General features: G+C 58.7%; 21 protein-coding genes. 6 read left to right on the top strand and 15 right to left on the bottom strand.

The window, feature by feature from the left end; translation table 11 throughout:
* Window positions 1–55: 55 nt before the first annotated feature.
* Window positions 56–946, bottom strand: a complete 891-nt coding sequence (locus tag ACRZ94_RS13740) for a CPBP family intramembrane glutamic endopeptidase (RefSeq protein ID WP_480654240.1) — start codon at window positions 944–946, stop codon at window positions 56–58.
* Window positions 939–4,046, bottom strand: a complete 3,108-nt coding sequence (locus ACRZ94_RS13735; protein WP_480654238.1) for an ABC transporter transmembrane domain-containing protein — start codon at window positions 4,044–4,046, stop codon at window positions 939–941. Before ACRZ94_RS13735 ends, ACRZ94_RS13740 begins: the two co-directional genes overlap by 8 nt.
* A 245-nt stretch (window positions 4,047–4,291) precedes the next feature.
* Between ACRZ94_RS13735 and ACRZ94_RS13730 the strand changes: the two genes are divergently transcribed.
* From ACRZ94_RS13730 to ACRZ94_RS13720, 3 genes are all read left to right on the top strand, one after another.
* Window positions 4,292–5,053, top strand: coding sequence for a DUF6478 family protein (locus ACRZ94_RS13730; protein WP_480654237.1), 762 nt, complete (start codon window positions 4,292–4,294; stop codon window positions 5,051–5,053).
* Between the two features lie 11 nt (window positions 5,054–5,064).
* The gene (locus tag ACRZ94_RS13725; RefSeq protein WP_480654235.1) at window positions 5,065–5,430 is read left to right on the top strand and encodes a hypothetical protein; all 366 of its coding nucleotides are present in this window, start codon (window positions 5,065–5,067) and stop codon (window positions 5,428–5,430) included.
* A 175-nt stretch (window positions 5,431–5,605) separates the two neighbouring features.
* Window positions 5,606–7,132, top strand: coding sequence for an MFS transporter (locus tag ACRZ94_RS13720; RefSeq protein WP_480654234.1), 1,527 nt, complete (start codon window positions 5,606–5,608; stop codon window positions 7,130–7,132).
* A 39-nt stretch (window positions 7,133–7,171) separates the two neighbouring features.
* On the opposite strand, the gene ACRZ94_RS13715 is transcribed toward ACRZ94_RS13720, so the two are convergent.
* The 7 genes from ACRZ94_RS13715 to ACRZ94_RS13685 form a co-directional block, all read right to left on the bottom strand.
* On the bottom strand, window positions 7,172–8,512 hold the full coding sequence (locus ACRZ94_RS13715; protein ID WP_480654233.1) for a S41 family peptidase: 1,341 nt from the start codon (window positions 8,510–8,512) through the stop codon (window positions 7,172–7,174).
* A 6-nt stretch (window positions 8,513–8,518) separates the two neighbouring features.
* Entirely contained in the window at window positions 8,519–9,649 is a 1,131-nt protein-coding gene (locus ACRZ94_RS13710) for a murein hydrolase activator EnvC family protein (RefSeq protein ID WP_480654232.1), read from the bottom strand.
* Window positions 9,646–11,163 carry a 2,3-bisphosphoglycerate-independent phosphoglycerate mutase gene (gpmI, locus tag ACRZ94_RS13705; RefSeq protein WP_480654231.1) on the bottom strand — a complete coding sequence of 506 codons (1,518 nt, stop codon included), beginning with the start codon at window positions 11,161–11,163 and terminating at the stop codon, window positions 9,646–9,648. Before gpmI ends, ACRZ94_RS13710 begins: the two co-directional genes overlap by 4 nt.
* A gap of 87 nt (window positions 11,164–11,250) precedes the next feature.
* Window positions 11,251–12,936 (bottom strand): sulfatase-like hydrolase/transferase, encoded by a 1,686-nt coding sequence (locus tag ACRZ94_RS13700; protein ID WP_480797567.1) that lies wholly within the window; start codon window positions 12,934–12,936, stop codon window positions 11,251–11,253.
* Window positions 12,937–13,000: 64 nt separating this feature from the next.
* The gene (nqrM, locus tag ACRZ94_RS13695; protein ID WP_480654228.1) at window positions 13,001–13,243 is read right to left on the bottom strand and encodes a (Na+)-NQR maturation NqrM; all 243 of its coding nucleotides are present in this window, start codon (window positions 13,241–13,243) and stop codon (window positions 13,001–13,003) included.
* A 15-nt stretch (window positions 13,244–13,258) separates the two neighbouring features.
* A complete protein-coding gene (locus ACRZ94_RS13690) occupies window positions 13,259–14,284 on the bottom strand; it encodes an FAD:protein FMN transferase (protein WP_480654226.1) in 1,026 nt (341 codons plus the stop codon).
* Window positions 14,285–14,348: 64 nt separating this feature from the next.
* Window positions 14,349–14,534 carry a hypothetical protein gene (locus ACRZ94_RS13685; RefSeq protein ID WP_480654224.1) on the bottom strand — a complete coding sequence of 62 codons (186 nt, stop codon included), beginning with the start codon at window positions 14,532–14,534 and terminating at the stop codon, window positions 14,349–14,351.
* 123 nt (window positions 14,535–14,657) lie between these two features.
* Here ACRZ94_RS13685 and ACRZ94_RS13680 point away from each other — a divergent pair, with 123 nt between their 5' ends.
* The 3 genes from ACRZ94_RS13680 to tviB all read left to right on the top strand — a co-directional run bounded on the left by ACRZ94_RS13680 (window position 14,658) and on the right by tviB (window position 17,570).
* On the top strand, window positions 14,658–15,182 hold the full coding sequence (locus ACRZ94_RS13680; protein WP_480654222.1) for a CBS domain-containing protein: 525 nt from the start codon (window positions 14,658–14,660) through the stop codon (window positions 15,180–15,182).
* An 85-nt stretch (window positions 15,183–15,267) separates the two neighbouring features.
* Window positions 15,268–16,281 (top strand): NAD-dependent epimerase/dehydratase family protein, encoded by a 1,014-nt coding sequence (locus ACRZ94_RS13675; protein ID WP_480654220.1) that lies wholly within the window; start codon window positions 15,268–15,270, stop codon window positions 16,279–16,281.
* Between the two features lie 5 nt (window positions 16,282–16,286).
* Window positions 16,287–17,570 carry a Vi polysaccharide biosynthesis UDP-N-acetylglucosamine C-6 dehydrogenase TviB gene (tviB, locus tag ACRZ94_RS13670; protein ID WP_480654218.1) on the top strand — a complete coding sequence of 428 codons (1,284 nt, stop codon included), beginning with the start codon at window positions 16,287–16,289 and terminating at the stop codon, window positions 17,568–17,570.
* A gap of 35 nt (window positions 17,571–17,605) precedes the next feature.
* On the opposite strand, the gene nqrF is transcribed toward tviB, so the two are convergent.
* From nqrF to ACRZ94_RS13640, 6 genes are read right to left on the bottom strand one after another with little or no spacing between them, the layout of a single operon-like run.
* Window positions 17,606–18,829 (bottom strand): NADH:ubiquinone reductase (Na(+)-transporting) subunit F, encoded by a 1,224-nt coding sequence (gene nqrF / locus ACRZ94_RS13665; RefSeq protein WP_480654216.1) that lies wholly within the window; start codon window positions 18,827–18,829, stop codon window positions 17,606–17,608.
* 10 nt (window positions 18,830–18,839) lie between these two features.
* Window positions 18,840–19,448: an NADH:ubiquinone reductase (Na(+)-transporting) subunit E gene (nqrE, locus tag ACRZ94_RS13660; protein ID WP_050603817.1), complete on the bottom strand. Its 609-nt coding sequence runs from the start codon at window positions 19,446–19,448 to the stop codon at window positions 18,840–18,842.
* On the bottom strand, window positions 19,448–20,101 hold the full coding sequence (locus ACRZ94_RS13655; protein ID WP_480576543.1) for an NADH:ubiquinone reductase (Na(+)-transporting) subunit D: 654 nt from the start codon (window positions 20,099–20,101) through the stop codon (window positions 19,448–19,450). The genes nqrE and ACRZ94_RS13655 overlap by 1 nt, the downstream gene beginning before the upstream one ends.
* Window positions 20,101–20,916, bottom strand: a complete 816-nt coding sequence (locus tag ACRZ94_RS13650) for a Na(+)-translocating NADH-quinone reductase subunit C (protein WP_480654213.1) — start codon at window positions 20,914–20,916, stop codon at window positions 20,101–20,103. Before ACRZ94_RS13650 ends, ACRZ94_RS13655 begins: the two co-directional genes overlap by 1 nt.
* Window positions 20,909–22,117, bottom strand: a complete 1,209-nt coding sequence (locus ACRZ94_RS13645) for an NADH:ubiquinone reductase (Na(+)-transporting) subunit B (protein ID WP_480654211.1) — start codon at window positions 22,115–22,117, stop codon at window positions 20,909–20,911. Before ACRZ94_RS13645 ends, ACRZ94_RS13650 begins: the two co-directional genes overlap by 8 nt.
* Window positions 22,118–22,122: 5 nt before the next feature.
* The gene (locus tag ACRZ94_RS13640) at window positions 22,123–23,466 is read right to left on the bottom strand and encodes a Na(+)-translocating NADH-quinone reductase subunit A (protein ID WP_480654209.1); all 1,344 of its coding nucleotides are present in this window, start codon (window positions 23,464–23,466) and stop codon (window positions 22,123–22,125) included.
* Between the last annotated feature and the right edge of the window lie 229 nt (window positions 23,467–23,695).

Here is a 23,695-nt window from a genome sequence, read left to right as displayed (position 1 = left end):
GGAACCTTGTTATGCGGCGTTGACGTCAAATAAGACGCAACGGAAGTAAATGCAATCAACGCCTGAGTGCAAGACGCGCAGCAAGCCAGCAGACGATCATGACCGCAAAATCCACCATCAACCACTGGCGCAGTTGATCGGCCTCGGACATCTCATAGGGCACCAGATACAAGGCCAACCCACTGAGGGTTTCAGGTAACGAGATGAACAGTAAGGCCGACGCATTATTCATGAAATGCAATGCGATAGCAGGCCCCAGTGTGCCGGATCGGGCTGTCAGATCCGCGGCGATCACGCCAAAGACAAAGGCCCAGATCGTGATCAGAACCGCGTTGTCCCCGGACACGCCCGGCGCATAATGACCGGCGGCGAATAACACCGACGGCAGGCCCATCCACAGGATCGGAGACCGGAATCTCGCCGCCAAAGCCTGTTGAATATAGCCGCGAAACAGAATTTCTTCGGCGCTGGTCTGAATCAGGACTGCCGTTACTGAGAATGGCAGCAGCAACAGCCAGCTCGAAAACGTCAGATTCTGTGTCAACGGCTCGCCCATCCCGTAGGGCGGCAACAGCAGCATTGCGATGCCTACGGCCGCCAATGCCAGCAAAACCTGCCAGAACTGGAGGCGGCGCAGGGTACGCGGCCCCAAAATGTCGGAAAACGAACGGTGGTGCATTTTTTGCACGGCAACCGCAACACCGACAGTCAGAAACCCGAAACTGCCAAGCAGCACCAGTGTGGCCAGAGGCGTTGTGCCCCGCAGGAACCCCTGAGCCTGATCCGGCGACAGCATTCCACCGATAGCGGCAAACAGGACCGAGTTCAGCGCCATGTAAAGCGCAACGACTATGACCAGACCTGCAAGCAGACGCCAAAGCTCGGGCCGGGCCCGGGCGGTGGCCACCAGTTGCTCATGCGCGGAATAGGCGGCGGGCTCACGCATTCTGGTCGCTGCTTTCGCCCTGGATCGAGCGCGGCTCGTCCGCGAAGATATCCGACGGGGTTTGCGCGGTGTTGATCCGGTGGGACAAGGTGGTCAGGTACCCGGCCACCGTTTCCAGCAGCTGAACTGCGACCGAGGCGTCGCTTTCGACAACGGCGCGCAGCTCTTCCGCACCGATTCGGAGGAAGGTACACTCGGTTTCGGCAACCAGATCCAATTGGCGTACGTCGCCGGTAATGATCGACAGATCCCCAATCAGACGCCCGGGTTCGATGATTGAGATCGTCCGCGACCCGCCATCTTCTTCGGGCCACATCAGATTGGCCTGCCCTGCAATACACAAATAGGCAGCGTCGGGCACTTGCCCGCGGGAAAAGATCATTTGGCCGGGCGCAACATGAAACCATTGCGCCGAAAAGGCCAGCAGCCTTTGGTTACGTGCGTCAATGCCCGAGAACAGCTCGGTGGAGGCGATGATCTCAAGCTTTTTGCTCAGATCTGCCGAGGGGCTGTCTTCGTGGCGGGTTTGAGTCCGCGAGACACCGTCAATCCGCCCTTCTTTGATCTCGATAAACAGATCATAGGCTTCGGGATGGGCGAAATGGTCCTCCATGAAGATCATGATCGACTCTGGCAGCAACTCACGCAGCCGCAGACGGGTGCGCAGGCGGCTCTCGGAGTCGTGGCTGGCAAGCGCCTTGTCCAGAATCAAAATGTCCGGCCGCTTGATTCCCGCCCGCGAAAACGCCGCGCGTTCCTGAAACACGGTTGGCAGGTTGTTCCCACCCAGCCCCGTCGGCAGATCGAACATGGTCGAGGCCGCCCGCCGTCGTAGCCCGGCCTCGTTGATGGCCTGTGCGACCACATCCTCGATCTCTTCGGCGTAGGCCCCGGCCAACAGGGACACCCGCCCGTAAATCGCGTTCTCCATCACCGTCAGCCGCGGCAGATAAGCGTCCGGCGACAGCGGCACGAACATGTCACCCAAAGCGTCCCGCAGCCGTTCCGAATGGTCGCGGCGGATGGACAGGATGCGGTCTTTGTATTCCTCGGGGAAATCAGGGCCGATCTGTTCCGCCGTCAACAGAAACGGCAGTGTCAGCAATAACGAGCGTTCAAACTCAGTGATTGCCTGGTCGCCTTTTGATTTGCGGCGGTCTTTGATGTCCAGCAGGCGGTGGTACATGTCCTTGGACATGCCAAGACGCAGAAACAGCGGGTGATCCGCACCATCGCGACCAAAAGCCTGATCCAGCGTTTCAAGCACCGAGCTGGTCATGGTCATTGCATCATCGGCAAGGTCGTGCATGCCGAACAGGTTGCGGAACCGATGGTCACCGGCCAGAAAATCGGGGGTGATGTCCCGCGAAGGTGTGGCAAACAGAAGGTTCCCGCCCAGTGGAACCGCCGGGTTAAAGCGGTCCGGATCAAAGCGATAGACATACCCGTCCAGCCCCTTTTCCTTAAGCCGCTCGGCCACCGTGTCGCGGAGTTTCACGACCTCTTCCGCCAAAACCGGATGCACCCGTGGGTCGAACCGTGTCCGCAGCGTCCGGCGCAGCATGAATTCGTCGATACCCATCGCCTCGACCAGTTTGAACCACCAGTCGCGGATGTCCTCGATATCGTCCAGCTCAGCCAGACCCGGATCAATCCATTCGTCGCTGAGCGAATCCGTCGGGTTCCCGGCCCGCGCCGCTTCGATCTGCCAGCGGCTCGGCGTCTCGGTCGCTTCGGCCTCGTGCTGGGGATGCGGGCGCAGCGGCATCAACAGGTTGTCGCCCAAAGTGCCGTCAAACAGGTAGGGGCGCGAATAGGCGTATCCGATCCGCGCCGCGATCACCGATTGATGCAGGTCTTTGAGGTTATGACCCGCCATTATGACCTCACCCTGTACCGGCAGGACCTCGCGGGTCAGAACCTGAGCCAGCGCGTTGCGTTCCGAGGCGTGATCCGACTGAATCGCCACGCGCGCGCCTTTCGGGATCGTCAGATCGATGTCTTCCAGAATGGTCTTGCCGTCATTGTCGCGCACCGTCACATTGTGCAGCTCAATCTCACCGCGCAGGCGTGGGATCACCTCGGGTTTGCCCGTAAACAGCTCTTCGGGGATCATGTTCGAGGGCGCGAAACGTTCGGTCACAACCTCCCACCGCAGCGACATATCCTGCACCTGGTTGTAGTAGGTCAGCAAATCCTTCCACGGGCCGCTCAGGTCCTTATAGGCCCCAAGCGCGGCCACCAGCGCGCCGACGGTCACCTCACCCTTGATCGCCAGATAGCCGCCTACTGAATAGAACAGGAACGGCGTCATCTGCGTGATGAGGTTGTTGAGAAACTTCATGAAGAACTTTTTGTTGTAGATCTTAAAGCGGATCTCGAACAAACGGCCCAGACGGTGGCTGAACTGCGCCAGCCGATAGCGCCAGCCGCCATTGGTGCGCAGATCACTGATGCCCGCCGCACTTTCCCCGATTTCAGAGCTGAGGCTGCGCACTTCCTGGATGCGTTCCTTGTTCAACAGGTTGATTTGGCGCTGAAGCTTCGGGATCAGCCAGGCCTGCAGCGGGATCAGCGCAACACTGGCCAGACCGAACCAGACGCTCTGCATGAACAGAAAGGTCACGATGGTCATCATCTGACCGAACTGGAACACCGGTTGTGCGATGGCATCGCCCATAAGCCCGCCCATCGGCTCGGCCTCGGAGGTGATCATGGACACCAGCTCACCCTGGCTGGTGGTTGCAAAATACGATTTGGGGAATCGCATGGTGCGGTGAATCAGGGTAAATCGCAGGCGGCGCAGCATGCGTTCGGCCAGGATGCCCTTCATCGTGTTGATGCGCATTTTCATCAACCCGCTGACGATCACGGTTGCCAGAAAGGCAAAACACAGGACCATCAGATACTGCACCTGCGTGACCGAGATCCCAAGGACCGTCACCGTATCACTGGGGGCACCGATCGCCCCGTTGATGATCTGCTTGGGCAATTCCAGCGAGGCGTAGAGAAACGGAAAGGACAGAACAGTCAGAAACAGCAACACAAGCTGTTGTTTCTTTGAGTGTTTCCAAATGAATGCGAACAGAGTGGGTTCCATGCCCCGGTCCAACCTCAAATCTAGTGGATGCGTTATTCTGGGTGACCCAAAGCAATCAGGTGTCAGACGGTACGCATTGGATCAGGGGAATGCAAGATTTCGATGCGCGCGCAAAGAACTGTCAGAGGCTTTGACCCTTTTTCCGGTTCACGAATTTGCGAGAATTCGATCTTAATCTGTTTTATTCACCTTTCACCCCTGCACTGTCTTTGACTAAACAGGGGCAACTTCTGAACGATGGGGCCATGGGCAGACTTCTGGATCGCTATATTCACCGCCGAATTGTCGCCCGCTGGCGCAAAGCCCTGACCGATGTCGGGGCACAGACCGAGCCTGGGTTGCGCCTGCAGCGGGATGAAGCGCGCAGATTGCGTTTTGTTCTGGATCGGGTCGTGCACGAGGCGGATGGTCGGTTGGCCCGCCCACGCATAGGATCGGATCAGTTCCCCAAACCATTGGGAACGGACTGGTGCTGGCGACCCGACCTGTGGCGCGGACCTCTGGCGCGATCGGGTGTGGCCTCGGCCGCGCGCAAGACGAGGATGGACCCGCAAACGACCCTGTTTCACGATTGCCCATTGGCCGAAATTGCCCTGCGGCAGGCCCGGAACCGGCACGAAAAGGACCTGGCACCCTTTCGGCTGATGATCGAGGTGTTCGGATTCGAAGGCTCGTTTCTGTCCCTGTCGGTCGAACTGCCGCCCGAGGCCGCGCAGGGGCTGACCAAACAGCACCTGATGCGGATGGATGCTGTGATCGAGTCGGAACACACGTTAGAGGCATTCGCGCGCCTGAACATCCAACATGGGCCAAACACCGAACAGGTTCTGCGCAAGCTGGATCTGTCTCAGCACTCTAATTCGATCGATTTCGATCTTGCGCATTTACCGCTGAACGAGGCGCGTGTCGAAAAGATCTGGTTGGATCTGATTTTCGAAAACCCCGGCATGAATCGCGTTTCATTGCGCGATCTGACTCTGTGCCGCCACCACCGCGCCGATTTATAAGAGCTGTGACCATGATGCATTCTGATCTGACACCCGTTCGGTTCAAAGATGGCCTTTGGCAAGGGCACTTGCGCAGGGCGAGCGAACCCAAACTGGCCGTACTGTATCAGGGTGAGCCTTTAGACGACGTCCGCGTTACCAAAGCACAGGACGGCTGGGATATCCAGTTTACCGTTCCTCAGTCCGCGCTGTCCGACGGAGTACATTGCTGTGTCATCACCGATGCGGACAGTGCTGAAAAGCTGGGTGATGTGACGATCATTTCCGGGTCACCGGCAGCAGATGACCTCCGGGCCGAGGTTGAATTGCTGCGGGCCGAGTTGGACATGTTGAAACGCGCCTTTCGGCGGGTACAAAACAGCAGCGCGTCTGGCTAGAGCGCTTTGGGTTTTACCTGAAACACTCTGTGACACGAATGTCCCGAGAACGCCGCAGGCGTGGCAGGGTATTCGTGTCTCAAGTTAAACCCGAAACGCTTTAGGGGGTAAGTCCCTATCTTTTCAACGGATTCCCGTGCATCCTTGCCTCAGCCGCAACAAACTGGGCAAGCTCATGGATCGCAGCAGCATCGTCAAGGTCATCGCGCTTATGGTGACAGGGTTTGGGATCGGCATCGATTTTACCGGCGCGCTGATCCTGGTTCCAGCGATTGAGAACAGTTTTGACGCCGATATCACAAGCACGCAGTGGGTTCTGAACATCTACGCGCTGTTCTTTGCCATGACCATGGTCGCCGGGGGGCGCATGGGCGATATGTATGGTCATCGCAAGATGATGCTGATCGGGCTGGCGATCTTTCTGTTCTCATCTGTGATGTGCTTTTTCTCGCCCAGCCTGGATTTCCTGATCATCGCCCGCGCGTTACAGGGTATCGGGGCAGGATGCGTCTGGCCCTGCACTCTGGCTTTTGGGGCCACCAAAGTCTCAGCGCCCGAGCATCGCGCAATGGTTATGGGGCTGATCCTGTCTGGCGTCACCTGCGGCAATGTCTTTGGCCCCTTGATCAGCGGTACGGTGGTTACGCTTGGGGATTGGCGGCTGTTCTTCCTGGCCAATGTAGTGTTTTCGGCCATTTCTATGGTGACGGCCCTGTTGCTGATGCAGCGTGAAACCCAACACAAACAAGGAGAGCATATCGATATTGCCGGAATGGTTGTCTTGTCCTTCGCCGTTCTGCTGCTGCTCTACGGTCTGGATGTAGGCGCGGATTGGGGCTGGACCTCGGCCCCGTTGCTGATGCTGTTTGTCGTCAGCGCCGCCTTGTTTGCCTTTTTCCCGCAGGTGGAAAAACGGGTGAAAGAGCCACTGCTGATGCCGCAGATGATGCAGAACCGGGAATTCCTTATCACGCTGGGGCTGAACATGTTCAACGTCTCGGCCGCTTTTGTCGGGTTGATGTATTTCCCGCAATACATGCAAAAGGTTCTGGGCTGGTCCAGCCTTGAATCGGCCATCGGACTGGCCCCTTTGACGGTCTTGCTGGCGGTGGGGTCGATCTTGTCCGGCAGGCTGTACAATGACTTCGGGCCAAAGCGGCTTTTGTTCTGGGGCTATACCTGCGCCACGGTCGGGGCAGCCAGTGTGGTTCTGATGCCGTCGGGTCTTGGGTATTTCCAGATATTGCCCGGTATGGCCATGATCGGGCTTGGGGCAACGCTGACGGTCGGGCCTTCGGGCACGGCAGCCGTTTGCGCCGTGAAACCGGAACGCGCCGGGCTGGTGGGTGGGCTCAGCTTTATGACCCATCTTGTATACGGGGCGATCTCGGTCGCCTGCGCCACGGCGATCATGTATCTGGTCGGCCTGCGCAGTCTTGCCGAAAACCTGACCGCCGCGGGCATTGAGATGTCTGCCGCCGATCAGCGCGCAATCAATGGCAGCACGCTGTCCACGTCCTCGTCCAAGGCTGTGATGGACAAGCTGAGCGCCGCTGACATCGAAAAAGTCCAGAGCGCCATCTCAGCCGGGTTTGAAAGCGGCATGAACATGGCTTTCCTTTTTGCCACACTATCAGTTTCGGTGGGCATTCTTCTGTCGCTGCTGCTGGACGAAGAAAAGCTGCACAAGGTGGAAAGCTGACCACTGAAAAAAGGCCGCCCAAGGGGCGGCCCGATTGGTTTACTGGGACGGCCCGTTCGGATTGAAGGCAGACAATCCTTTGAGAATATCGATGGCATAGGCCAATTGATAATCCTCTTCGCGCAGTTCGGCAGTTGCCTCGGCCCGCTCACGGTCTTCTTCGATCTGGCGGATTTCATCTTCGCTGAGGCTGTCATTGTTAAGACTGCCGCGCAGATCGGCCTCGGAACGCGCGGGACGGTCATTGTCTTCTTCCTCGGCCTCAGGCACAGGGCGCGGTTGTTCGACGATGATGTCCGGGCTGACGCCAAGCGCCTGGATCGAGCGGCCCGACGGCGTGTAATACCGCGATGTGGTCAGGCGCATCGCGCCATCCCCGCGCAGCGGCATCACTGTCTGGACCGAGCCTTTGCCAAAGCTCTTGGTGCCGACCACAATGGCGCGGCGGTGATCCTGCAGCGCACCGGCCACAATTTCCGACGCCGAGGCCGATCCACCATTGATCAGCACAACGATCGGTTTGCCTTCGGCCAGATCACCAATAGTGGCGTTGAAACGCTCGCCCTCCCCCGGATCACGACCTCGGGTCGAGACGATCTCACCTTCGTTGAGGAACGCATCCGAGACCTTGATCGCCTGGGTCAGCAGGCCGCCGGGGTTGTTGCGCAGGTCCAGAACAAAGCCATTGACCTTGTCGATGCCGCCAGCCTCTTCGATCTGCTCTTTCAACCCTTCCTGCAGGTTGGGAAAGGTCTGGTCGTTAAAGGTGGTCACCCGCAGGACAACACTGGTGCCTTCGGTGCGCGCACGCACGGCAGTCAACTTGATCGTGTCGCGGATAATGGTGACATCGAACGGCTCCTGCTCGCCCTCGCGCACAACGGTGATCACAATCTCGGACCCGACAGGGCCGCGCATTAGATCGACCGCCTTGTCCAGCGTCAGGCCCAGAATGCTTTCGCCATCGACATGGGTGATGAAATCCCCCGCTTCGATCCCGGCCGCATCCGCCGGGGTGTCATCGATGGGCGAGACGACTTTGACGAAACCGTCTTCCTGAGTGACCTCGATCCCCAGTCCACCAAACTCACCCCGTGTCTGGACGCGCATTTGTTCGGCATCGTCAGGGGACAGATAGCTGGAATGCGGATCAAGCGAGGTGAGCATGCCGTCAATCGCGGCTTCGATCAGTTCCTCGGGCTCGACCTCTTCGACATATTGCGCGCGGATGCGCTCAAAAATATCGCCGAACAGATCAAGCTGTTCATAGACGCCGGCGTTGTTCTCGGCCTCTTGCGCCAGCAGCGGGCCGGCGATCTGAGTGGTCGCGATCACGCCTGCTATGGTTCCGGCCAGACCGGCCATCACAAATTTCTTCATACTCGTTTATCCATCCTTGCTGGTCCGAAACCACGACTCCGGGTCCACGGGGGTGTTATCTTGTCTTACCTCTATATAGAGCGTTTCTGACCGGTCAGTTCCAGTGCCATCACCTCTTGTTGACAAAATTGCGCCGATTTCCGGCGTTTCGCCCGGCATCAGCCCGACCGGAGTGCCCTCGGGGATCACTTGCCCGGTGTCGCCGTAAACCTCTTGCAGGCCGGAAAACACGAATAAAAGTCCGGGCTGCGGCTCAAGTATCACCAGATTTCCCAAATCCAGCAGAGGACCGCGATAGCGGATCGTGGCGGCGGTGGGCGATGTAACAATTGCCCGCGGGCGGGTGGCCAGTACAACACCGGGGCGGTTCACGCCCGCGGCATCCGTCTGCCCGGCGCGGTGCAGAACCACACCCTGTGCGGGCAAGGCGATCTGCCCCTTCAGATCGGAGATATCAGCGTTGGTTTCCGCAATCTCGCCTTCGGAAATTTCCGAGAGGCCGCTGGCGAACCCTTCCAGAGTTTCCGTGGACGAAATCAGGATGGCCGTGCGCACCGGGTCTTCGACAAAGCGTTTCGGCAGGTCGGTGCGGTCCGCAATGGCCGTGCTAAGCTGCGTGCGTGCCGTCTGAACGCCTGTCAGCCCCTCGGTCAGTGTCTCAGAGGCGCTCTGCTGCAGTTGGCGCAGGGTCCGGACCTCGTGCAAATCATGGGCCAACGCCTGCGCGCGGGCGTTCAGACCTGGCGTGACCTCGGACAACATCATGCCCGCCCGCGCTGATCCCAGCGGCCCCGAGGGGTGCAACATCAGAACAGGCGGAGCCGTTGTCTCAATCGTTTGCAAGACGCCCAGCAATTGCGCGATTTCTTTTTCGCGCACGCGTAGTTCTGCGGTCAACTGTGCCTCTCGCGTGGCGGCACGGCGCAAACCCTCGCGCATCGCGGACAGGCCCGCCTCATAGGCTTGGATGGTATCGGTCAGCGCGCGGACCCTGTCGCGGGCGCGCTCGGCCTCGGTCAGCGCGACAGACGCCTCTTCCAGCATCTGCGCCGCGTCCAACGCTGCTGTCGACGGGTCGGTCTGGGCCTGTGCCTGCGCGCCAACAAAAGACGCCAGAACCAGTGCACACAGCCTCATGACAGCAGGCTCTGCCCGGTCATCTCGGCCGGTTGTTCCAGACCCATCAATTGCAACAGGGTGGGCGCCAGATCGGACAGGCGCCCGTCGCGCAGGTTCGCACCCTTTGGCCCACCGACCAAGGCCACGGGCACCGGGTTCAACGTATGCGCCGTGTGCGGCCCGCCGGTTTCAGGATCGACCATCACCTCGCAATTGCCGTGATCGGCAGTGACGATCATCGCGCCCCCAGCCTTTTCCAATGCTGCAACCACCTGCGCCAGCCCCTGATCCACGGCCTCACACGCCTTGATCGCGGCTTGCAGATCACCCGTATGGCCGACCATATCCGGGTTGGCATAGTTGGTGACGATCAGGTCATACCCAGCCTCAATCGCCTCAACAAATTTGGCTGTCACCTGGGCCGAGGACATCTCGGGCTGCAAATCATAAGTCGCCACTTTGGGCGATTTGGGCATAAAGCGATCCTCGCCGTCCTCGGGCGTTTCCTTACCGCCATTGAGGAAGAAGGTCACATGCGGATATTTCTCGGTCTCAGCCAGACGGAACTGCCGCAGGCCCTTTTTGGCGACCCATTCACCCAGCGTGTTCACGATGTCCCGTTTGGGGAATACGGTAGTCATATAGGCGTTGTGGCCGCCGGAATATTCCACCATGCCCAGCAGCGCCGACAGGTTCGGGCGCGGACCGGTGTCGAAATCGGCAAAACCCGATTCGGCAATCGCGCGCAGGATTTCACGGGCACGGTCCGCACGGAAATTCAGGCAGAAGACCCCATCGCCATCTTTCACGCCATCGAAGCCTTCCAGAACGGTAGGCACGATGAATTCGTCCGTTTCCGACTGATTGTAGGCGGCATCAACCGCGCTATGGGCCGAAGCCGCCGCCCTGCCTTGCCCTTTGATCATCGCGCCGTAGGCCTCGCTGACGCGTTCCCAGCGATTGTCGCGGTCCATCGCGAAATAGCGCCCGCTGACCGTCACGACACGCGCGCCTTCGGGCAGACGCTCTTCAAGCTCGGCAATGTAGGTGAGCGCGGATTTCGGCGCGACGTCGCGCCCATCCGTTACGGCGTGCAGCGCAACGGGCACGCCTGCATCGGTAATTGCCTTGGCTGCGGCAACGATATGGTTCAGATGCCCGTGGACCCCACCATCCGACACCAGCCCCATAAGGTGCGCAGTGCCACCGGTGGCTTTGACCTTAGCAATGAAATCCTGCAGCGCATCGTTGTCGAAGAACGAGCCATCCTCGATGGCCAGATCAATTTGTCCCAGATCCATGGCAACAACGCGGCCCGCGCCGATATTGGTGTGACCGACCTCGGAATTGCCCATCTGGCCACTTGGCAGCCCAACCTCGGGACCATGCGTGATTAGAGTCGCGTGCGGCCCCTTGGCCATGATCGCGTCGAATGTCGGTGTGTTCGCCAGATAGGGCGCGTTGGCCTTTGTGTCTTGCGACAGCCCCCAACCATCGAGAATACACAGGACAACGGGTTTGGGGGCGGTCATTTCGGCTCTCCGGGTTTCTGCTCTGCCTTGTCTTGTATCGCCTGACCACCGGCGGGTGAACCGCCTTTTGCCGCCAGCTGCACAGAATTAATGGCGCGGCTTGTCTTTGCCTGTTAACGCGCCAAATGGGCGGGCTTTGCGGCCCCGGTACTTTACCGTCAGATCCAGAGGGATGTCGTTTTCGTCGTATATCCCCAGCACAACGCCCGTGCCCCGGCTTTTGGTGCGCATGTCGATCAGTTGTTGCGCGGACCGGGTGGTGCGCTGCGATGGGCGGCGGGCCCAGGTGAATAGATGATCGTACATCTGGGCGATGACATCGCCATGATCGGGGCTGTCGCCCAGATCGACCAGCTCATCCGGGTCATTTTCCAGATCAAACAGCAGAGGCCGATGATCACCTTCGCAATGGATCAGCTTCCATTTCCTGTTGGCCACCATAAACATCACCGCATCCCGCACCGACGCGTTCAGAATGTCGGCAATGGGTGAGGCCGAGTAGTCATATTCGCAAATCACCACGTCGCGGGGTGTTTCAGCCCGCTGTCCGTGCAGGATGGGCAGCAGTGAATGCCCCTCAAGAATGTGCGGCGCGGCCTGACCACCAGCAACCTCGACAAAGGTCGGGGCAAGGTCGATGGATTCCACCAGCGCGTCGCTGACCGTGCCACGTGTCGCGTCGGCCTCGGGGGACGGGTCATAGATGATCAGCGGCATTTTGGTCGAGGCGTCGTGGAAGAACGTCTTCTCTCCCATCCAGTGGTCGCCCAGAAAGTCGCCGTGGTCCGAAGTCAGCACGATCATCGTGTCCTCCATCCGGCCGGTTTGGTCCATCCAATCGAACAGACGCCCCATCTGGTCATCTGCCTGCTTGATCAGCCCCATATAGGCCGGGATCACCGCATCGCGCACGTCTTTGCGCGAAAACGTCTGGCCGATCAAAGTATCCATGAAGGCCCGAAGCACCGGATGGGCATTTTCGCGTTCCGCCTCGGACCGCACCACCGGCAGCACATGTTCGGGCCCGTACATTGAGGCATAGGGCTCCGGCACGATATAGGGCCAATGCGGCTTGATAAAACTCAGGTGGCAGCACCACGGACCATCGTGGGTTTCCATGAACTCAATGCCGCGTCCGGTCAGATAAGGCGTTTCACTGTCCTCTTCGGCAATATTGGCCGCCTCGGACGCGTTTTTCAGGAACCAGCCTGACAGCACGTTGCCATCCGCATCCAGACCGGAATTGGCAAAGTCATGCCACGGATTATCGCTGTCGTACCCTTTTTCATTGAGGTATTTGTTGTATTCCTTCGCCCCATCCGGGTCGTAAAACCCATCCGGGCCCTCGGGGCGCATGCCGTCGTCACGCTCGAACACATCAAATCCGCATTCGGCGACACGGGCACCGATCAGGCTGTCAGGTTCCAGCCCAAGCCGCGCCATGCCTTCGGCATCCGCGCGCATATGGGTTTTGCCGACCAGCCAGCAATCCATCCCTGCCCTGCGCAGATGGCCGCCCATGGTGATTTCGCCCACCTTCAGCGGGATGCCGTTCCACGACGCCCCGTGCGAATGCACGTACCGGCCCGTATAAGTGGACATGCGCGAGCTGCCGCAGATGGGGGACTGAATATAGGCGCGATCGAACCGCACACCCCGCGCGGCCAAACGGTCAATATTTGGGGTATGCAAATGCGGATGGCCGTAACAGCTCAGGTAATCCCAGCGCAGCTGGTCGAACATGATGAACAGAATGTTTTTGGCTTTGGCCAAGGCAGCGCCCCCCTTTTAGTCAGGGGGCAAGCTAACCAATTCTCGGTCTGCGGCGAAGCGTAAACTACGCCTGCGCTTCACGCTCCATCTGCTCTAGCATTTTCTCGGCGCGTTTGCATTGAAGCTGATCGCGAAGAGGCGAGTCTGGATCTACATCCTTCTGGCAGACAACACACTTGTCTGCGCCCGAAATCGCATTCAGGCCGCCACAGCTGCCCTTGATGGTCTTACCCATCAGCATCACACCCAACGACATCCCCACCATCACGAGGGCAAGCAGAATGAAAGCCAGAATAAAGGTGCTCATTTTGGGTCCTACCGGTCAGTTGGTGCCAAGCGCGTCTTTGAACGCAGTGCTGTGTACCGTGATATAGGCATCTTCGCCACCTGTCACATCCCGCGAGATGAAATACACGGCAAGTTTATGCTTTTCGGCCAGTTCCAGGCCCTTTTCCTGACCCAATGCCAGCATCGCCGTGGCCCAGGCATCGGCCATCATGGCGTTTTCGGCCAGAACCGTGACCGAGGTGGTCCTATGCGTGATCGGGCGGCCTGTTGTCGGGTCGATGATATGCGAATAGCGCACGCCGTCCTGCTCAAAGAAATTCTTGTAGTCACCCGAACTGGCCATCCCCAGATCACCGACCGAGACGATCAGCTGAGGGGTTTGCGCGCCGGTCTGCGGCTTTTCGATACCGATCCGCCAGGCTTCGCCCTTGTCGTTTTCACCCTTGGTGACCAGATCGCCGCCGATCTCGACCAGATAATCCTCAATCCCGGCGTCGCGCAGGGTCTTGGCCACCGCGTCAATGCCATAGCCCTTGGCAATCGCGGAGAGGTTGATCCCGACCGCAGGGTCGGATTTCACCAGCGTTCCCGCGTCAGTGTCCAGCGACAACAGGCGCGATTGGCCCACACCGCTGAGCGCTGCGGCGATCTCGGCGTCCGAGGGCACCGGGTCTTCCGGTGTGCGCGGCCCAAAGCCCCACAGTTCGATCAGAGGGCCAAGTGTGACGTCAAACGCCCCGTCGGTTTTGGCGTGCACGTCATTTGCGGCCGCCAGGACCAGTGCAAACTCATCCGACACCGCAACAGCATCGGTGCTGGTTGACGCGGAAAATACCGAAACCTCGGAATTGGGATCCCAGTTCGACATCTTGGCGTTCACGTCCGCCAGCGTTTCCTGAACCGCAGTCGCAAGGGCGTTTTCGTCCAGATCCTCACCAATCGCTGTGATGTTGAACGTTGTACCCATGGTTTCGCCCGACAGGCGCACCACTTCGGGCTCGCTGTCAAACAGGCAGCCGGACAAAAATGTAAGGACGGCCAGCACAGGCACAAGACGCATCTGAGGTCTCCTGAATACAAGTGCCCGGCATATGCCAGCCACCTTTGTCAGAGTCAAACCAGCCCTACAATTTCAGCGGCAAAAAGCCCAGGACCAGCAGACCAACCCCCGCAGGCACCCCAAACAGCCAGGCGCGTTTTTTCCAACCCGGAGGCTGTCGTTTCCAGGCCATGCGGAAATTATGGCCGCAGACCACCACCACAAAGAAAATCAACACGGCTACAGGCGGGGTAAGATACAGATCGCTCAAAGGCTTACGTGTCCTTTTTTGGCCAGGGTTTCTGCCGATCAGCAAAAATGCACCCTATACAGGTCGTTTAGCTGCGCTAAGGTGAAAGGGAAAGACTTTGCAAGAACCATAAGGAGATTGCCCATGGCCCCAACCTCTTACCAGTCCCCATCGCGTGGCGACAAGGCTGACAAGTCCACATATAGCCAATCGACAGAGTCAAACCTGTCGACGTCGCAAACCACCGTGGCCAAGCTGCTTGAAGGTAAAGGGGATGCGGTATTCTCGGTCCGGCCCGCCGACACGATCCATTCGGTGGTCAATACGTTGCGGGACAAGCGGATCGGTGCCGTCCTTGTGACGGATCAGAACGGGGCGTTGCAGGGTATTTTGTCCGAACGCGACATTGTGCGGCGGATGGCTGATACGCCGGGTCAGACCCTGCCGCAATCCGTCGAGGATCTGATGACGCAGGACGTTAAGACCTGCACGCCGGATGACCGGCTGAACGATGTTCTGAAAACCATGACCGAAGGCCGTTTCCGCCACATGCCTGTCTTGCGCGACGGCAACCTGTGCGGGGTCATCACCATCGGAGACGTGGTGCATTTCCGCCTGAAAGAGCTGGAATATGAGGCACTTCGGATGAAGCAGATGATCGTCGGCTAACCTGCCGCGCTGATATTTCCCTTGACCTCGGCACGGCAACAGTATCCCTGATGCGTCAATAAAGGATGTTGAGGTCAAGGATTCAATGAAGCGGGTTCTGGTCACGGGTACGGCGGGTTTTATCGGGTTTCACCTGGCGAAATTGTTATTGTCCGAAGGATTTGTCGTACACGGCTTTGACGGCATGACGGATTATTACGACGTCGCCCTCAAACAACGTCGCCACCAGATGCTGCTGCAATCACCCGGCTTTTCCGCGACCGAAGCGATGCTGGAAGATCATGAGCGCCTGATGCAGGTCGCCGACACCTTCCAGCCGGATGTGATTGTGCACCTCGCGGGTCAAGCCGGGGTGCGTTACAGCTTGGAAGACCCTCGCAGCTATATCGACTCGAACATCGTGGGCACCTTCAACGTCATGGAGGTCGCCCGCGTGCATGAGGTCGACCACCTGCTCATGGCCTCAACCTCATCCGTGTATGGCGCAAATGAGGTGATGCCCTTCACCGAAACGGAGAAGGCTGACACGCCGCTGACCATCTACGCCGCCACCAAAAAGGCAAACGAGGCGATGGGCCATTCTTATGCGCATCTGTGGAACCTGCCGACCACGATGTTCCGGTTTTTCACCGTATATGGAACCTGGGGCCGCCCCGATCTGGCGCTGTACAAATTCGTCGACGCAATCCTCGAAGATCGTCCGATCGACATTTACAATCACGGCGACATGCACCGCGATTTTACCTATGTCGATGATCTTGTGCGGGGCATCCGTCTGCTGATTGACGTGCCCCCGGTCCGGCCCGCCAGCGCCGAGGATATTGAGCCCGGAGACAGCCTTTCGCCCGCCGCGCCGTGGCGCGTGGTCAATATCGGCAATGGTGACAAAGTGCGGCTGATGGATTTTGTCGAAGCCATTGAAGAGGCGCTGGGAAAGAAAGCCATTCGCAATTACATGCCCATGCAAATGGGAGACGTTCCGGCCACATGGGCCAATAGTGATCTGTTGCAAAACCTGACGGGCTATCGTCCTCAGACGGATTTCAAGGACGGAATCGCGCGCTTTGTGGCGTGGTTCCGTGACTATCATGGTAAGTGACGCCAATGTTTGAAACAGACGCAAACGCCCGCAAGATCGCCGTGATCGGACTGGGCTATGTTGGCCTGCCGCTGGCGGTTGCTTTTGGCAAGATCGGCCCGGTTGTGGGGTTTGACATCAACGCGGACCGGATCGCCGACCTGCGCGCCGGTCATGACGCCACGCTTGAGGTTGAGCCCGAAGACCTGACCGCCGCCAAGGGCCTGTCCTTTGCCACGGACCCGGCAGAGTTGGAGGGGTGCGACACCTATATCGTGACCGTTCCCACCCCGATCACCAAGGGCAAACAGCCGGACCTGTCGCCCTTGCTGCGCGCGTCGGAAATGGTGGGCGGGTTGCTGAAACCGGGTGATCTGGTGATCTATGAATCCACCGTTTACCCCGGCGCGACCGAAGAGGATTGCGTGCCCGTTCTGGAACGCGCCTCGGGTCTGGTGTTCAACCGCGACTTTTTCGCCGGCTACAGCCCCGAGCGGATCAATCCCGGCGACAAAACGCACCGGATTGCGGATATATGCAAGGTCACCTCGGGCTCGACCCCCGAGGCGGCAGATCTGGTCGATGCGCTTTATGCCCGGATCATCACAGCAGGCACCCATAAGGCCGAAAGCATCCGCGTGGCCGAGGCCGCCAAGGTCATCGAGAACACTCAGCGCGATCTGAACATTGCGCTGGTTAATGAGCTGGCGATGATCTTTGGTCGGATGGATATCGATACCGAAGCGGTGCTGCGCGCGGCGGGGACCAAATGGAATTTTCTGCCCTTCCGCCCCGGTCTGGTCGGCGGGCATTGTATCGGTGTCGACCCCTATTACCTGACCCACAAGGCCGAGGCGGTGGGCCATCACCCGCAGATCATTCTGGCCGGGCGGCGGCTGAATGACAGCATGGGGGGGTATGTCGTTTCGCAACTTGTCAAACGGATGATGCGCGACGGGATCAATGTTGCCGCTGCCCGCGTGCTGGTGATGGGGCTGACATTCAAGGAAAACTGCCCCGATCTGCGCAATACCCGCGTGGTCGATATCATCGACGAGTTGCAGGAATATGGCGTCTCTGTCGACGTGCACGACCCCCATGCTGACGCAGAAGCCGCGCAAGAGGAATATGGGATTTCATTGGTCGCGCAGCCTGAAACCCGGGCCTATGACGGTATCGTTCTGGCGGTTGCACATCAGGAATTCCTGGCGCTCGATCCCGCGCAGGTGCGTGCTTTTGGCAAGGATCAAAGCGTGTTGTTTGACGTCAAATCCTGCCTGCCACCCGAGGCCAGCGACCTGCGGCTGTAAAAAAACCGGCGCGGGATGCGCCGGTTTTTTTTCTCTTACCCGCCGAAATCGTCGAGCATGATGTCTTCGCGGTCCACGCCCAGATCCAGCAGCATGTTGATGACCGACTGGTTCATGATCGGCGGTCCGCACATGTAGAACTCGCAATCCTCGGGCGCGGGGTGGTTCTTGAGGTATTCCTCGAACAGAACGTTGTGGATAAAGCCTGTGTGGCCTTTCCAGTCATCCTCGGGTTGGGCATCTGATAAGGCGACATGCCAGTCGAAATTGTCGAACTCTTCGGCCAGACTGTCGAAATCTTCGACAAAGAACATCTCTTTCTTGGAGCGAGCCCCGTACCAGAAGCTGATCTTGCGGTCGCGGTTTTCCAAGCGCTTGAGCTGATCGAAGATGTGGCTGCGCATGGGCGCCATACCCGCGCCACCGCCGATGAACACCATCTCTTTTTGCGTCTCGCGCGCGAAGAACTCGCCAAACGGACCCGAGATCGTCACCTTGTCGCCCGGCTTCAGGTTGAAGATGTAAGACGACATCTGACCCGGAGGGATACCCTCGGACCCCGGAGGCGGTGAGGCCACACGGACGTTCAGCATGATCATGCCTTTTTCATCCGGGTAGTTGGCCATCGAATACGCACGCTCAATCGGTTCGGCCACTTTGGATTCGTATTGCCAAAGATTGAACCTGTCCCAATCTTCGCGATACTCTTCCTGCACGTCGAAATCGGTGTATTTCAGCTGGTGCGCGGGGGCCTCGATCTGGATATAGCCACCGGCGCGGAAATTCACATCCTCACCTTCCGGCAGATCCAGTGTCAGCGCCTTGATAAAGGTCGCCACGTTGTCGTTTGATCGAACGGTGCATTCCCATTTCTTGACGCCAAAGACCTCTTCGGGGACTTCGACTTCCATGTCCTGCTTGACCGCCACCTGACAGGACAAACGGTCGCCGCAGCCTGCCTCACGCTTGGTGATATGGCTTTCTTCGGTCGGCAGGATCGACCCGCCGCCCGAATGCACCCGCACCCGGCACTGCGCACAGGTGCCGCCGCCACCACAGGCCGAGGGCACAAAGAGCTTCTCGGCTGCCAGCGTTTGCAGCAGCTTGCCACCGGCGGGAACCGAGATGGTTTTCTCACCATTGATGGTGATGTTCACATTTCCGGTCGAGACCAGCTTGGACCGTGCCGCCATGATGATGGCGACCAGACCCAGAACGATAACGGTGAAAAGGGCTACACCTAAGCCAAAGGTTTCCATGTCGCCCTCCTTACAGTTTCACGCCCGAGAAGGACATGAAGGCCATCGCCATCAGACCAGCGGTGATGAAGGTGATGCCCAGACCCTGCAGGCCGTCGGGAATGTCCGAATACTTCAGCTTTTCGCGCACACCCGCCATTGCGGTGATTGCCAGCGCCCAGCCAAAGCCGGAGGACAGGCCATATGTCGCCGCCTCGGCAAAGTTATAGTCGCGTTCGACCATAAACAGCGAACCACCCAGAATGGCACAGTTCACCGTGATCAGCGGCAGGAAAATCCCCAGCGCGTTGTAAAGCGGCGGGAAATACTTATCCAAAACCATCTCGAGGATCTGAACCATCGCCGCGATCACGCCGATATATGAGATCAGGCCAAGGAAGGTCAGGTCTACATCCGGAAAGCCTGCCCAGGCCAGCGCACCCGGTTTCAGCAAGTAGTTCAGCAGCAGGTTGTTGGCCGGCACGGTGATGGCCTGCACCACCATGACCGAGATGCCCAGACCCAGCGCGGTCGAAATCTTCTTGGACACGGCGATGAAGGTACACATGCCAAGGAAGAAGCTGAGCGCAAGGTTTTCGACAAAGATGGCCTTTACGGCCAGTGAGATCAGACCTTCCATCAGTGGGCCTCTACCTGCTGAATTTTGTATTCACGTTCTTCCACCTGGTTCGGCTTCCATGTGCGGAAGGCCCAGATGATCAGACCGATGATGAAGAACGCCGACGGCGGCAGCAGCAGCATGCCGTTGGGCACGTACCAGCCACCGTTGTTGACGGTCTGCAGGATGGTGACGCCAAACAGCGATCCGGCCCCGAACAGCTCGCGGATAAATCCAACCAACAGCAGGATCAGGCCATAGCCCATCCCGTTGCCCATCCCGTCGATAAAGGACGCAACGGGCGGGTTCTTCATCGCAAACGCCTCGGCCCGGCCCATCACGATACAGTTGGTGATGATCAGACCCACAAAAACCGACAGGGTTTTCGAAATCTCAAACGCATAGGCTTTCAGCACCTGATCCACCAGGATCACCAGCGAAGCGATGATCACCATCTGCACGATGATCCGGATCGAACCGGGAATCTGGTTGCGAAGGCACGAGATGAAGAAGGACGAGAACGAGGTCACGAACGTCACCGCCAGCGCCATCACGAAAGACACCTGCAGTGACGAAGTAACCGCCAGCGCCGAACAGATGCCCAGCACCTGCAGGGTGATCGGGTTATTGTCGACAAGCGGGTCGACCAGCATCTCTTTCTTGGTCTGAGACATCAGAATTCTCCTGCTTGCAGTTTGGCCAGGAACGGAGCGTAACCCGCATCCCCCATCCAGAATTTCACCAGGTTATCGACACCGACCGAGGTCAGCGTGGCCCCAGCCAGCGCATCGACATAAAAGTCGGGGCCAGCGGCGGGCTGCGATTTGGCGACGGTGATCTGCAGATCGCCTGCGTCATCGCGCAGACGTTTGCCGTTCCACAGCGCCTTCCAGCGGGGGTTGTCTACCTCGGCCCCAAGGCCCGGAGTTTCGCCATGCTGATAGAATTGCAGACCGTAGATATCGTTGCCGTTGTTTTCCAGTGCGATAAAGCCATAGAGCGTGGACCACAGGCCATAGCCGTGCAACGGCAGGATCACCTTGTCCAAATCGCCAGCATCGTCGCGCAACAGATAGATCACGCGGTATTTAGACTGACGGCCAATCCCCGCCGGGTCATTGTCCAGCGCGACGCTGAGGTCCGGATCACTGGCCGCCGCCAGATCATCGAACGTGGCCGGATCGAATTGATCATCAACAAAGTCGCCGGTGGCCAGCTCCAGCACATGCGGCTCGAACGCGGCGAAGGCTTCGGTCACGTCGACGCCGGGTTCATAGACGCCTGCCACCTGCAGAACGTTGACTTGCTTGTCCTTCAGCGCGTTGGCTTCCTGCACCGGGCGCAGGCTGACAGCGGCCGCGGACACGACCATGGACGCGACCAGACAGACGGCGACGGCAACAAAGATTGTTTTGCCGACCGAATCCGGCGAGGCCGCCAGAAACTTGGCGATCGCGCCTTTGGGCTCTTGGGATTGCGTATCAGACATGGCGACGCGCCCTCCGTTTGATGTTGGCTTGCACAACGAAATAGTCGATCAGCGGAGCGAAAACATTCCCGAACAGGATTGCCAGCATCATGCCTTCGGGGAAAGCCGGGTTGATCACGCGGATCATCACAACCATGACACCGATCAGCGCACCATAGATATAGCGGCCCATATTGGTGTGGCTGGCCGAAACAGGCTCGGTGACCATAAAAGCCAGACCGAAGGCATAACCGCCGATGACCACGTGCCAATACCAAGGCATCGCAAACATAGGATTGGTGTCCGACCCGATCAGATTCAGCAGCAGGGTAAAGCCGATTGTACCGGCCAGACAGCCCACGATCAGACGGTAATTGGCGATCCGCGTGGTGAGCAGGAAGGCCAGACCGATCATACAGGCCAGTGTCGATGTCTCACCAAAGCTGCCCTGAATTTGCCCCAGGAAGGAACTCATCCATGTGATGCCGTCAGCGGCCAGCGCCTGATACCCGTCTGATGCCGAAACCGACAGCGCCGTAGCGCCCGAGAACCCGTCAACCGGGGTCCAGACCGTGTCGCCGGACATGTTCGCAGGATAGGCGAAATACAGGAATGCCCGCCCCACAAGCGCGGGGTTGAGGAAGTTCTTGCCCGTTCCGCCAAATACCTCTTTGCCGATCACGACGCCAAAGATGATCCCCAGCGCGACCTGCCAAAGCGGTGTGCTGGCGGGCAAAATCAACGTGTAAAGCATTGAAGATACAAGGAAGCCTTCGTTCACTTCATGTCCGCGCACGGTGGCGAAGATGACCTCGAAAATACCGCCAGCAACCAGCGTTGTGATGTAGATCGGCAGGAAATACATCAGCCCGTGCATCATGTTGGCAAACACACTGTCGGGGTTCAGCGAAATTCCGAACATCTGCAGGATGGCGATCCGCCAGCCTGTGGCCGAATCCGGCCCCAGCGCGGCAATGGCCGTGTTGGCCTGATAGCCGGTATTGTACATCCCCCAAAGGATACAGGGGATCGTGGCGATCACGACATAGGTCATGATCCGCTTCATATCCACGTAAGACCGCGCATGAGGCGCCACGGTGGTTACGGTTTTCGGAGTGTAGATAAAGCTCTCCACCATCTCGTAGATGGGGAAATACTTTTCGTACTTGCCGCCCTTGGTAAAGTTCGGCTCGATCCGATCGAAGAAGCTGCGCAAACCCATTTGGATCAGCCCTCCTTTTCAATCTTGGTCAGGCAGTCGCGCAGCGCCAGCCCGTATTCATATTTCGCCGGACAGGCAAAGCCGACAAGACCCAGATCCTCTTCGTCCAGCTCCAGCGCACCCAGCGCCTGCGCCGTGTCGGTGTCCATGACCAGCAACGCGCGCAACAGTTGCGTGGGCAGATAATCCTGCGGCATCAGCTCTTCGAACGTACCTGTCGGAACCATCGCACGGCGTCCACCATTCAGGTTGGACGTTAGCGCATATAGTTTCTTTGCAAAGGCTGAACCCAGCACCGGCTGCACAGCGAATTTCGAAGGCATCGGACGAATCCAGCCCATCGGAATCTGGTCGTGATCCTCTCGGATGATGCTGATCTGGCGCGCAAAACGCCCCAGATAGGCCGTCGGACCATCCGCATGCGTCCCCGACAGGATCGAGCCCGAGATCACGCGTGCAGTGCCCTCAACATCAACCTCATCGCGGGTCAGATCTTCGGTCGACGCGCCCATGACGGTGCGGATCAGGCGCGGCTGTCGCGCGCCCGGCCCGGAAATGGCCACAACCACGTTCGGGTCCAAATGGCCGGTTTGCACCAATCTGCCGATGGCGATCACATCCAGGTAGCCAATGGTCCAAACCTGCTTTTCACCCGCCAGGGGTTCAAGGAAATGGATATGTGTGCCGGCAAGACCCGCCGGATGCGGCCCCGAAAACGCAGCAGCTTCGACGTTCGCCACATCCACGCCGGGGATCGTATCCCCGTCTTTGTGGCACAGATAGGTCTTGCCATCGGTCAGCTTGGCGATGGCCGCCAGACCGGTAGCAAAAGCGTCCCCGGCGTCTTCGATGATCACCCGTGCATCCGCCGCCAATGGCTCACTGTCCATGGCCGTCACGAAAATCGCAGCCGGCTTCGTCCCCGGCTCGGGCATTTTGGAGTAGGGACGTGTGCGAAAGCTGGTCCACAGACCCGCAGCGCACAGTTTCTGCGTTACACCTTCGGCACTGTCGGCATCGCCCACGCCCGAGAAATCGACGCCCGTGTCATTTGCATCCGAAACCTCGATCACGACGCTTTGCAGCACACGGCGGGCACCACGATTGATCGCGACGACCTTACCGGTCAACGGCGCGACCATCATCGCATCAGGCACATCCTTGTGGCAAAACAGCGGAGTACCGCGTTGAACCATATCGCCTTCCTGAACCAGCATACGCGGTTTCAGGCCCAGGTAATCGCCCCCCAAAACCCCAACTGAGGTAAATTCCGGTCCCGGGTGAATTGTCTGGTCCGGGGCCCCGGCGACCGGCAGCTCCATCCCCTTTTTCAGTTTGAAAGTTTGCATATCGCTACTGTCTTCCAAGCCTCTTTATCTGCGCCAGCCCTGCCGACACCGCCATGGGGCCGGACAATAACGCGGAAATCTTGTCACGTCGTCGCAAAAGCGCGCAAAGGCGTCCAAAATCCGCAGGCGTAATTCTGATTGGGGCCCCTTTACGCGGGGATGATACCAAAAGCAAACCTGTTACCGCCCAAAATACGCAGCGAATCTCACTTTCCTTTGAAAACTCACA

It is taken from the genome of Ruegeria sp. CH10 (genome assembly GCF_056537125.1).
The sequence above is the reverse complement of the archived record's forward strand: the minus strand, read 5'-3'. Positions and strand labels throughout refer to the sequence as shown.